Origin of the sequence: Candidatus Magnetaquicoccus inordinatus (assembly GCF_004217665.1) — a bacterium.
Classification (GTDB): domain Bacteria; phylum Pseudomonadota; class Magnetococcia; order Magnetococcales; family Magnetaquicoccaceae; genus Magnetaquicoccus; species Magnetaquicoccus inordinatus.
The window spans coordinates 1-11754 of record NZ_RXIU01000117.1; the positions used below are offsets into that span (position 1 = coordinate 1).

At 53.1% G+C, this 11754-nt stretch carries 14 protein-coding genes; 1 reads left to right on the plus strand and 13 read right to left on the minus strand.

The genetic code is table 11. The annotated features are described in order from the left end of the window. Positions 1-721: 721 nt before the first annotated feature. The 7 genes from nrfD to EJP87_RS09700 all read right to left on the minus strand — a co-directional run bounded on the left by nrfD (position 722) and on the right by EJP87_RS09700 (position 5801). Positions 722-1918, minus strand: a complete 1197-nt coding sequence (gene nrfD / locus EJP87_RS09670) for an NrfD/PsrC family molybdoenzyme membrane anchor subunit (protein ID WP_130471664.1) — start codon at positions 1916-1918, stop codon at positions 722-724. A gap of 15 nt (positions 1919-1933) precedes the next feature. Further along, positions 1934-2677: a sulfate reduction electron transfer complex DsrMKJOP subunit DsrO gene (gene dsrO / locus EJP87_RS09675; protein WP_193771271.1), complete on the minus strand. Its 744-nt coding sequence runs from the start codon at positions 2675-2677 to the stop codon at positions 1934-1936. A 68-nt stretch (positions 2678-2745) separates the two neighbouring features. Beyond that, positions 2746-3111 carry a hypothetical protein gene (locus EJP87_RS09680; protein WP_130471665.1) on the minus strand — a complete coding sequence of 122 codons (366 nt, stop codon included), beginning with the start codon at positions 3109-3111 and terminating at the stop codon, positions 2746-2748. A 47-nt stretch (positions 3112-3158) separates the two neighbouring features. After that, positions 3159-3452: a sulfurtransferase complex subunit TusB gene (gene tusB / locus EJP87_RS09685; protein WP_130471666.1), complete on the minus strand. Its 294-nt coding sequence runs from the start codon at positions 3450-3452 to the stop codon at positions 3159-3161. Positions 3453-3472: 20 nt separating this feature from the next. Further along, positions 3473-3874, minus strand: a complete 402-nt coding sequence (locus tag EJP87_RS09690) for a DsrE family protein (RefSeq protein WP_130471667.1) — start codon at positions 3872-3874, stop codon at positions 3473-3475. Between the two features lie 18 nt (positions 3875-3892). Beyond that, positions 3893-4249: a sulfurtransferase complex subunit TusD gene (gene tusD / locus EJP87_RS09695; RefSeq protein WP_130471668.1), complete on the minus strand. Its 357-nt coding sequence runs from the start codon at positions 4247-4249 to the stop codon at positions 3893-3895. A gap of 184 nt (positions 4250-4433) precedes the next feature. Beyond that, positions 4434-5801, minus strand: a complete 1368-nt coding sequence (locus tag EJP87_RS09700) for a cobyrinic acid a,c-diamide synthase CobB (RefSeq protein ID WP_130471669.1) — start codon at positions 5799-5801, stop codon at positions 4434-4436. Between EJP87_RS09700 and hemH the strand changes: the two genes are divergently transcribed. Next, positions 5800-6798 (plus strand): ferrochelatase, encoded by a 999-nt coding sequence (hemH, locus tag EJP87_RS09705; RefSeq protein WP_130471670.1) that lies wholly within the window; start codon positions 5800-5802, stop codon positions 6796-6798. The genes EJP87_RS09700 and hemH overlap by 2 nt on opposite strands. Before the next feature lie 71 nt (positions 6799-6869). Here hemH and EJP87_RS09710 read toward each other — a convergent pair whose 3' ends face one another. The 6 genes from EJP87_RS09710 to EJP87_RS09730 form a co-directional block, all read right to left on the minus strand. After that, complete coding sequence (locus EJP87_RS09710; RefSeq protein ID WP_193771272.1) at positions 6870-7892, minus strand: DUF935 domain-containing protein; 1023 nt, start codon at positions 7890-7892, stop codon at positions 6870-6872. 16 nt (positions 7893-7908) lie between these two features. Continuing rightward, positions 7909-8052, minus strand: a complete 144-nt coding sequence (locus EJP87_RS17805) for a hypothetical protein (RefSeq protein WP_193771273.1) — start codon at positions 8050-8052, stop codon at positions 7909-7911. A gap of 205 nt (positions 8053-8257) precedes the next feature. Continuing rightward, the gene (locus EJP87_RS09715) at positions 8258-8704 is read right to left on the minus strand and encodes a hypothetical protein (RefSeq protein ID WP_130471672.1); all 447 of its coding nucleotides are present in this window, start codon (positions 8702-8704) and stop codon (positions 8258-8260) included. Positions 8705-8842: 138 nt separating this feature from the next. After that, entirely contained in the window at positions 8843-9214 is a 372-nt protein-coding gene (locus tag EJP87_RS09720) for a hypothetical protein (RefSeq protein ID WP_130471673.1), read from the minus strand. Between the two features lie 89 nt (positions 9215-9303). After that, the gene (locus EJP87_RS09725) at positions 9304-9801 is read right to left on the minus strand and encodes a DNA polymerase III subunit chi (RefSeq protein ID WP_130471674.1); all 498 of its coding nucleotides are present in this window, start codon (positions 9799-9801) and stop codon (positions 9304-9306) included. 3 nt (positions 9802-9804) lie between these two features. Then, positions 9805-11358, minus strand: a complete 1554-nt coding sequence (locus EJP87_RS09730; protein ID WP_130471675.1) for a leucyl aminopeptidase — start codon at positions 11356-11358, stop codon at positions 9805-9807. Between the last annotated feature and the right edge of the window lie 396 nt (positions 11359-11754).

Genomic DNA, 11754 nt, shown 5'->3' on the forward strand with positions numbered 1-11754 from the left:
TCCCTGGGATTTTGTTTTTAATCTTTTAATCTTTTGCCTTTGGCGCGCCTTTCACAACAAGCCGACGCGCTTTTTGCGTCGGCGCAGCGCGCCTAATGGAAGCAAGCTGTACGGATTGGCGCGCATTTTTGCGCCAATCCGCACAGCATCCCCATGGGGGTAGAGCTGGCGAGTCATCGCAAACCGGGTAGAGCTGGCAAACCAGCACGAGCCTGAATAGTTACCAAAATCAAAAGCAAAACCCCAGAGATTCCATCCCTGGACCCAGCCAGGAAGGTTGGGCAATCGTATTTGAAAATTTTCACACCGTTGCCACAAGCGAAACTGTGCGTGTCGGGCATCCGCCCTCCCAAAGAGTGCCCCTGCGGGGCACAGATTGTCGCGGCGTGCGCGAATGCTACGCATTCGCTTTTGTGAAACGCCGCTACATGCAGGACTCCGTCCTGCACCTGCCAGGAGGGGATAATCCCCTCCTGGACCTCCGTAATATATTTTTTTTCAAATGCGATTACCCTGACGGTGAATAACCTGTATGACAGATTGCGGCGTGCGCAAACACTGGACCGTCGCACTTCCGCTGCAACGCCGCCTACATGCAGGACACCACTCTGCACCTGCCAGGGGCGATAATCGCCCCTGGGCACCTATTTGCTTTTTCTTTTGTGTGATTGTTTGCTTGTACAACTGAATGGAAGAGAGATCGATCGGCAACGGCAGATTTCTACGGATGCCAAGCCACATCCCATCCCTGCGGCGCTGTCGCCTTCTTGGGCAACAAACGGAAAAAGCGAATTCCCAACAAATACAACACACCACTTACCCCAACACCACCTAATCCCAACATCAACTCCCACAATGTCGGCGTATAACTCCCCTCCATCCCATCCTGAAATACACTCGACATCTCATAGCCAGGAAACATGTTCATCGGATAGGCTTGGCCGGCAATTAATACAAAACCAACAAAACAAAACAAACCTACAACCACCATCACCGACGCAAGCGCAATCCCACCAATCTGATTGCCCCAATGCGAGTTGAACAAGATCAACAACGGACCCACTACACCCAGCAAGACAACCCCACCCCAATACAACCAAGCATACGAACCCGTGAGAATCCAGCTCTCCACATCATAAAAAGCCGGCGAATAAAATTTGGTAAACTTCTCCACAATCAACAGATACAGCACCAACAACAGGAAAAAGATCAAAGCATTGCGCAACGCATGCAGCAAACGCAGATCCAACTCCCGCTCGGTCAAACGAAAGGTAGTCAACAACAACAAAATGCTCAAGGCCGTACCAGAGGTCAACGAAATCGCTACAAAGGTCGGTGCCGTAATCGCCGAATGAAACACCTCACGCGCATGAATGACCCCAAAAATGGAACCAGTGCCTGTGGTCAACACAAAACGCCAAGCAAATGCCGCCGATCCAGCCACCTTGGTAAACTGCGGATATTGAAACATGCTCCACAAATAAAGAAAACAGAGCACCGTAAAACCAGAATACAGGAAAACATTCCAGGTAAACATGGACCGGAAGTTCATGTGCATCATCACCAGCAACATGCGATCCGGTCGTCCCAAATCCAACACCAAAACCGCCAAACCTCCCGCCAACATCACAATGGCCAAAAAGGCGGAAAAACGGCCAAATTGCTTGAAATGTTTGACCGCAAAAATGGTTGACATGGAACCAAGATTTAACGACCCAGAGGCCATGACCAATAACGAAATGGCAAATATATGCGGCAAGCCCCATACCACCGTATTGTTCATGCCGGTCACCCCATGACCATTGACCTCAATATAAATAAAGGCCAAACCACCCAGCATCAACAACGCACCCATGCCCAGCAGCAGCTTCCAATAGCCCTGGGAATCTCCCTTAATGGCTGCAAACTCATCAATCATGGCGCTCTCCCCCTTTTACAATCCCTGATAGTAAACACGGGGTTTCAACCCCAGATCGGCCCGAATGGTCTTGGTGGCTACCGTATGTAACCGCTTGGCAATCTCGGAACGGGGATCGTTCAAGTCTCCAAACAACATGGCTCCCTTTCCTTCCCCTTGACATGCCTCCACACAGGCTGGCATCTGCCCATTGTCCAGACGATGGACACAAAACGTACACTTCTCTACCACACCCTTGCTGCGAATCGGTACTTCAGGATTGCTCTCTGGACCGCGTTTGGTCTCATGATATACCAACGAACGCGCCTTGTAGGGACAGGCAATCATACAATAACGACAGCCAATGCAACGATGCTCATCCACCAACACAATCCCATCCTTGCGCACAAAAGAGGCTTCCGTCGGGCAGACATGCACACAAGGAGGATTTTCACAATGGTTGCACAACACCGGTAAATTAACCGTCGGTCGCCGCTGCTCCTTGTCGCGTATCTCTACCTTGCGGATCCAGTGAATATCACGCGACGCCTCTCCAAATAAGGGAACATTGTTCTCTTTGCGACAGGCACTCAAACAGGATGTGCAGTTGGGCGTGCATTTGTTTGTGTCGATCAACATCGCCCAACGACGCCCAGCCGAAGCCTCCGTGCGCTCGGCAGGAGCTGCCAATAAGGTCATGCCCGGTGCAAGCGTGACCCCTGCCGCCAGCGCCCCTCCCAAACCCAACACCGCTCTTCTTTCCAATGTGGCCATGGTCATGGCATCATTCCTCAGTTTAGCTGCTGCGTTATGCCACTTGCTTCTCCCCCCTGAACCCTTCGCGGAGCTCATTTGGGATAGTGATGACACTCAAAACAGTTGGGAGCAACACCCGTATAGGTGTGGCACCGATCACAAAATTTCTCCCGACTTGTATGGCAGGTGGTGCAATTTTTCAGACTGTCGGATTTTACTCGTATCCCTTCCCGTACCGCCTGATCACGATTGTGCTTCAAAAAATCCATGTGATTGCGACGCATCCACTCCGTGGACTTGACGCACTCCTTGCCCTTTGGCAGCTCCAGTTGTAACGGACCGGAATGGCCCCCTCCTCCCTCATGAGCCATCAACTCGACAGGATTCAACCACAGCAATCCGCTGGCAAGCAACAAAATCGTAAGCACAAACCGTATTAATGTTGAGAGTCGCAACACGGTACGAAATCTCCCTGGCTGCAAGAGGATCCGAAGTTATGAGCGTGCTACAGCCAGGAATGAACCTTGTGCTGTTCTATCAGCTCTACAAAACCCGCATAATCGGTCACCTTGACCCCTGCCACCAACTCCTTGATGGCCCGTGCTTTCAAATCAGCACTCAGAGCGTAAACCGTCACCTGCTGCATTACCTCTTCCAACAGAGCACTCTGCGAGGTACCGGCCTGTGCCGCAAATACACCATCTTCCAATAGCAGAAGCACATCCCCGGATTGCACATAGCGGCAGCAATCAGAGAGTGTGGTGTTCTGAAAGGGCGATTTATTGACAGTATGAAGCATGCTAAATCCTCTCCTGAAGTCTAGAAGCTGAGGATATTGTGTTGTTCCGCCATCATGGCCGCAATCTCTTGCGCATCCACAACCTGCGGCTTGATCGGCTCCTCGGTATCTTCATCCTCACCGATGATCACCAGATCCTCTTCCGTCATGCCACGGCTCTCCATGGAGTGACGATCCACAAAGACCTTCTGGATCTCATAATCGACCAGAGCGCCATAAGTGGCTTCAAAACCTTTGATCCCCAACTCTTTGGTATCCTGGCCACGCTTGACGGCAAACACCCCATCATCCATAAAGACGACGGAAATATCGGCATCATAGGCCGCCATGATCAACTTCACTTCCAACCCTTCGTACACATAAATCGAACCATGCGGTGGTTTACGCACGGTGAACATGATCTTCTTAACCTCTTCGGCCATTGGCTGCTACTCCTTCTCTCAGTCGCCGAACACAACCATACGATCGGCCTGAATGGCCATCATGGTCAATTGTCCCAAGCCGGAAATGCGCACATTGGGTACCAGTACCTCATCGACAATGCCACGCCGTTTGGCCGCTGCAATGCACACCACAATGTCTATACCCTGTGCACCCAATTCCGACCAACGATTGGCAATATGCCGATCATCCTGCGGTGGTTCCATGAGTTTGGTGACGTTGTATACCCCGTCATGGTAGAAAAAAATGCCCTGAATTTCATGTCCTCTGTCGATAGCCGCCTTGATGAAATTATAGGCACTATCGGAGGCCTCATGATTGTATGGTCCTTCGTAGATGCAAACCGCAATTTTCATACGTCGCCATCCTCCATGCGCACCAAGCCCCTTTTTCTCTTGCCTCAAACAGGCTGTTCAGAATCCAGGGCAACCAAAGAGATCGGCATACCGTCCTGGCGGACCGGTCACCGCAATGAATCAAAAACGGCGGGCAGTATATCATGACTTACTAATATTCTGGCAAGTAAAAAAACGGTCTTTCTTACCGCTGCCAGAATCGGCGCAAAAAGTCGGCCCATCCCGGGGCACCATCGGTATGTATATGCGCATATGAGGCAAAAATATTGCGATACAGCAAACCATCCCGCTCACCATCAATACCATGGCCACGGACCACCCGATAGGCAAACTCCACCCCCTCGCCACAGCGGGAAACACCGGAATAGTGAAATTCATGACAGGCTATCCGTTGCCCGAAAGCCGGCCACAACCCCTTTTGCGCTCCCTCCACCACCATATAGCCATATCCTTGCGGTCGCTTGCCCATGCGGATCTCAATCGGCAACCCTCCCACCAGCGCTGCCGATTGCCCCTCCCAGTGCAGTTGCTCTGCCAACACCATCAAACCGCCGCACTCTGCATAGACCGGCAAACCATCGGCAATCTGCTGTCGCAACCGGGTAAACAGATGCTGATTGGCCGAGAGAGCATCCATAAACATCTCTGGAAAACCACCGCCTATATATAAACCCGCCACATCCGGCAACGACTCTCCTTGCAGCAGCGAAAAGGGCAACAACTCGATCCCTCTCTCCCGCAGAGCCTGCAAATTTTCTGGATAATAAAAATGAAAAGCCTGATCGGTCACATAGGCGACTTGTAACGGGGCAGCTCTCGGAGCTGGCAGCGAAGGGGCTGGCGTCACCGGGGACAAAGGCTCTGCCTGCCGCGCCAACTGCATAATCGCCGGCAAATCCACCCGACTGGCCACTAAACGGCTGATGGCTTGAATCCTCTCGGCCACCCCTTCACGCTCTCCAGCCGGTTCCAATCCCAAATGGCGCTCCTCTATTCCAACCGCAGTGTCGCGTGGCAAAACACCCAGGATCGGTACCGGACAATAGTGCTGCAGTGCCTGGACAATTTTTCCCTCCTGCCGCGCCGTCCCCACATTATTCAAAATCAAGCCAGCAATCCGTTCTCCTCCCGGAAAGGCCAAGTGTCCCATAATCAAAGGTACAATACCGCGCGCCATTCCCAGACAATCCACGACCAAAACAATTGGTGCTGCCAACAATGCCGCCAATGCCGCCCCACAATCGGAACCCTGCATATCCTGGCCATCAAACAGACCCATATTGCCCTCGATCAACGAGAGATCGGCCCCGCCCGCATAGCGAAAAAAGTTGCTCAAAATGCGTTCTCGGCCCATGATATGAAAATCCAAATTGTGACAATCCCGGCCTGCGGCCATGGATAGCCAACGTGGATCAATATAATCCGGCCCCTTTTTGAACGGCTGTACATGGAGACCACGCTCCGTCAAGGCCGCCAGCAAACCAATGGAAACCATGGTTTTGCCGGAACTTTTGCGAGTCGCACCAATAAATATCCTGGGAAAATGCTCCATGTCTTCTTCATCCACTCCCGATACGGGTGTATTGTTCGTTCAATTGGGTACGCCCGACGACCCATCGCCAGCAGCAGTACGCCGATATTTGGCGGAATTTCTTGCGGACCGACGAGTGGTTGATCTGCCACGCTGGTTTTGGTTACCACTGCTGCATGGCCAGATCTTGCGCACCCGGCCCCGTCATTCCGCAGAGCTTTATCAACAGATCTGGCGCCAGGATGGTCTCTCTCCACTTTTGTTCTATACCCGACAACAGACGGAAGCGATGGCGCAAGAGCTGCAAGCGGCCGCCATCAACGTCCAGTTTGCCATGCGCTACGGCAACCCCTCTTTACCGGTGCTGCTGCAGGCCATGCAAAAAGCGGGTGTGCAACGTCTGTTGATCTTTCCCCTCTTTCCCCAATTTTCTGCTGCCACCAACGCCACCATCCTCGATGCCGTGCAGGCCGCCTATGCCAGCAGCCGTTGTATTCCGGTCCTGCGCTTTGCGCAACCATTTTTTTCGCATTCCGCTTTCCTCGATGCCTGGAGCCGCCATATTCGCGACCAGGCCGATCCAAAACAGTTTGACCGGGTATTGTTCTCTTTTCACGGACTGCCGCAACGTCATGTCGATCAGGGAGACCCCTATGCCCAACAGTGCCAGGCCACAGCCCAGGCCCTTGCAGAACGGCTTGCGTTGCCCCCTGAACAGTGGCAACTGACCTATCAATCGCGTTTTGGCCGCGAGCCCTGGTTGCTGCCGGCCACCGATCAACGCTTGCAGGAGCTGCCCGCCGAAGGGGTGCAACGACTCCTGGTAATCTGTCCGGGGTTTGTCAGCGATTGTCTGGAGACTTTGGAAGAGATCGGCATGCGCGGTCGTGACAGCTTTTTATACGCTGGAGGAGAATATTTTCAGCGTGTGACCTGCTTGAACGATGCTCCCATCTGGTTATCCGCTTTGCAGCAAATCACCAGAGAGGAGTTGGCGGGTTGGCTTCCAGCAGAATAGCAAGAGCGACAGCTTTCTCTTAAGCCCATCAGCACCAGGAGAGAGGAGCCTCTCTCCTGGTTTGCTGGCTGCTATTGTATACTCGCTGTTGCGGAATCCACCCCCTCCCAACCCTCCCCATAGGTACGGCGAATATATTCCAAACTGGGACGAAAACCCATTGCCTGAATGATCTTGTCCCGCTCCGCCTGCGGACGCAAATCCGACTCCTCGCGAATCTGCCGCCATACCCGAGGCAGACGCGCTCCTGGATAGTTCCACTCGCACAACCAACGCGCCACACTGCGATTGAAGGTATCACAAATCAAATCGGCATCCGCCCGTACCACCTCGTTGCGCACCGCCTTCTGCACCTCTGAACGATACAACCCTCCCGCCGCATCGGTCGTCATCGTCTGCGACAACACCACCTTGGCAATGGCTGCATTCATCCGGTCAATAAATGACTCATAATGGACCTGCCCTCCACGTGAAGCCTCGATCAACTCAATCTGCATCCCCTCCGGGACAATGATCCCTGAATCATTCTGAATCGCCTGCAACGCCGCCAACAAACGACGCTTCTCCTCCTCCGTGGCATTGACCGGATAGACCCCTTTCGCTGTCGGCATGCCAAATTTATCCATAAAAATCAACCATAACTTGATCCCATTACGCTTGAAATAGACCGGCCAATAGAGCCAATGTGCCAATCCCAAACCATAGGGCTCATCATCATGATCGGCACCTGTGCAAAAATGCCAAAACTTGCGCTCCGGCACCAACTCCCCTTGCCTCTCCCCCTGCAGCAACAAACGCAATCTCCCCTGCCCATCAAAAGCAAAGCGGCGCTGCTTGCGCACCTTGATCCCTGCCAGAGTAATCTCCGAACCCTCCCTCTCCCACAAGCACTCCGCTACCGCATAGCCATAAAATACCCCATACAACATCTTTTCCGTGATATTGTCCCAGCCAATCCGCTTTAAGATAGTATGCAATTGCTCGGCTGCCCGCACACTCTGCCGATCACTCCCCCCAGGCGTCACCCCCCACTCCGCCGAGGTCACCGCCATCCGCCGCTGCTGAAAGGTTGAAGCAACCTGATCGTCGCGCAACACCTCCTCATACAGCTCATAATCCCCCCCCCTTGTCGCGCAATACCGAATCCTGCGGCTGCAATAGATCCAATGCTGACCAATAACTTCTTGTAATATCACGACCATCCGCCGTCGTCGCCACCTCCCGGTATACCGGTTGTTCCGCTTGTTCCAACATGGGCAATTCTCCTGACACAAAATAGTGAAATATCGATTGCCACAAGTGTAATGTAATCAGATGGAAAAGATAATAGGAAGCACTTCAGCAGTTTTCTACAATAAATATAATATATTTTCCTACAGTTGCTCCGCTTGATCTGCAGAACAGAGCCATAAAAAAGGGGACGGTCTCCCGTCCCCTCTTCTGCTACGCTCCGCGACAATTATTTGTCTTTGGACTCTTCTTTGCTTGTTGTGGCGCCTGGTGCTTGCCAGGGATGACCCCAACCCGGACCATAACCCCAACCCGGTCCACCCCAGCCCGGACCATAACCCCAACCCGGTCCATAACCATAGCCGGGATACCAACCATTGTTCCAACCGTTGTTCCAACCATTCCAGTTGTTCCAATTGTTGTTGCCCCAACCACCACCATCGGCATCACCACTCATGCCAAAGCTGAAATTGCCCCGCGCACGACCATTGCCATTGCCAAACAGATTGTTGCCCCAGTTGTTGCCCCAATTGTTCCAGTTGTTATTGTTCCAGCCATTATTATAGGGTCCACCCCAACCCGGACCTCCCCACCATGCGGATGCCGTATCAGCCGAAAACAGGGCAGCACCCCCCAAAAACGCCGCAACTGCCAACACACTCAGGGTTTTTTTCATAGTCTGCTTTCCTCTTATCAATTTACTGGACGAAGTTCAAAACATTTTGTACCACTTGTCATCGCTAAAAACCTGCTCTCTAGCGATATTCAATGCACATGTCTACCTCTCGCGCTCAGCAAACAGCTCTTAGAAGAATCATTGACACTTGTTCATATCGGGACGATCCGCAGCACAAAAATTTGTGCCAGAACTGTCTGCCTTGCCTACTGCATTGAAACCACCTACCAACGGCTTGCCCTCAAAATCGGCGGTCATCTTCTTGTATTTGGTAATATCCAACCGATCATTGTCACAGGCTTTCAATGCCGCTGCTGCACATGCCTCCTTGCTCGCCGCCTCCTTCACTGCTTTGTCACAAGCTGCCTTGCCATCACACTTTTTGAACGCTTCCGCCTCTTTGCCAGCGCAGGCAATCCGTTCATAATGCAGCACACAATTAGCGTAAGCCGTTCCCGTTAAACCCACTGCCAAAAATGCTGCCCCAAACAATACCGACTTGATTTTCATTACTGCTCTCCTTCACCCGTTAAATGACTCTCACCCCAGCAAAAAGTTCATTGCATCGAGTATAGTCTGAGCAAAAATTTTTTCAATAGCTATTTAAGCTCTTCCTTGACACCCGTATCCTGCCGTTGCCACTCCCCATACTCCCCCTGCAGCCAATATTCCATGCGACAGCCCAATTGCCGATAATGTCGATAGCGTTCTCGACTGGCTCGTACTGCTTGCGCATCGGATCCTGCTACAAAATCAATTACCATATCAAAACGAGCGGGATTCTCCACTATCCGTGGCGCCGCCATGATCAACAGCGTTGCCTGATTCAAATCCTCTGCTTCCAGAGAGATCAAGATCGGTTGCCGAGCTGCTTCTGCCCCACTCCATAAACCATGCGCTAAAAATTGTTGTGGCGGAGGCATCGACCATAACATCTCATCCAAATATTGCGCCTGTTGTGCATCCCCGGCCAACAGACAGATGCGCATACCACGCTGCCACGCCTTGCTGAGAATGGTCAGCAAGGCCGCCTGCAGCGGCATGTTGGCCAGTTGATAAAAACGCACCACCGGCGCATCGTGATGGGTGCGCGCCATCGCCTACAGCCAGTGCGATTGGATAAATCGACTCAACAAACGCACCCCCACCCCTGCTGCACCCTTGGGAAAATGGGGCCGACTGCTGTTCATATCATAGGCGGTACCGGCAATATCAATATGGGCCCAAGCCTGCTTCTCTTCCACAAATCGCGACAGAAAACAGCCCGCAGTAATCGCTCCTGCCAAACGTCCACCAATATTTTTGATGTCGGCAACAGTTGATTTGATCTGCTCCTGATATTCGCTATACATCGGCAGGCGCCAGAGGCGATCTCCCGATGCCTCGCCAGCCTTCTCCAACTGCCGCAACAGCGAATTATCATTGCCCATCAAACCACTGGCATGCGCCCCCAAAGCAACCGCACAGGCTCCGGTCAAAGTGGCCAAATCGATGATCACCGCCGGTTTGAAACTGCTGGCATGGTACAAGGCATCAGCCAAAATCAACCGCCCCTCGGCATCGGTATTCAACACCTCAACGGTGACCCCTTTGGCCATGCGGATCACATCACCAGGACGCTGTGCCGTTCCCGAAGGCATGTTCTCTGCTGCCGGCACCACACCCAGCAGATTGATCGGCAATGACAACTCCGCCACCGCCTGCAGCAGGCCAAATACCGCTGCCCCGCCACACATATCAAACTTCATCTCGCCCATCCCCTCGCCAGGTTTGAGCGAAATTCCTCCTGAATCAAAGGTAATCCCTTTGCCCACCACCGCCAACAGGGGCCGATCGCCACCCTTGCGATACTCCATGGTAATCAGGCGGGGCGGCGATTGACTGCCGCTGCCAACCGCCAAAATCCCCTGCATCCCTTTGCGGGCCAGCATCCGCTCACTGTATACCGTGGTCTTGATCGCCGGAAAACGTCCCGCCAACTGTCGCGCCTGCTCTGCCAACCCCTCCGGGTTGAGCACATTTCCCGGTTGATTGGCCAAATCACGCGCCAAAACCACACCACGGGCAATGGCCTCCACCTCGGTCAAGCGTCTCTTTTCTGCCGCCAGGCGCTCTCCTGCCACCAGCAAATACAACTGCTTGAACGGATACTCCTCCCGCTCCTCTTTTTTGCTCTCCTTGCTTTTATAGCTCTCAAAGCGATAATTGCCCATCCAGGCACCTTCTGCCAGAGCCTCGGCCACCGGTATCTGTTGCCGCTTGTTTTTGGCTTTATGATGACTATCCAAAGAGAGCAGAGTGGTACACTCCGCGATACGCATTTTGTGACACAACTGGGTCAAATGCCCCCCCAGAGTGCGAAAACTTTCTGTATTCAGAGACTCCTTCTTGCCCATGCCCAGCAAAAGCAGTCGGGAGGCCGCCAAACCGCTGCCAGCGGGTGGCACCAACAGTACCGACTCACCCAATGCACCACGCAGCCACCCCTCAGCCAGGCGTTTGCGCACCTCGCTCTCCACCTTTTTGCCACAATGGATCAAGGCAGGCTGCGGCTCTCCCCCTTCATAGACACCAATGACCAGAGCATCCCCTTTCCACGAGGAGTGCGTCCCACTCATCACACCTATCTGCAACGCCTGTCCGTTTTTATCCATTGCTCTCCACCACCAAAAAGATTCTGGGTAACTATTCAGGTTTGTGCTGGCTCGCCAGCTCTACCCCCATGGGGATGCTGTACGAATTGGCGCAAAAATGCGCGCCAATCCGCACAGCTTGCTTCCATTAGGCGCGTCGGCTTAGTGTGAAAAACGCGCCAAAGGCTAAAGGTAACTATTCAGGTTGGTGCTGGCTCGCCAGCTCTACCCCCATGGGGATGCTGTGCGGATTGGCGCAAAAAGGCGCGCCAATCCGCACAGCTTGCTTCCATTAGGCGCGCCGCGCCGACGCAAAAAGCGCGTCGGCTTGTTGTGAAAGGCGCGCCAAAGGCAAAAGATTAAAAAACAAAATCCCAGGGATTCCATCCCTGGACCCGGCCAGGGAGGAGCCCTCCC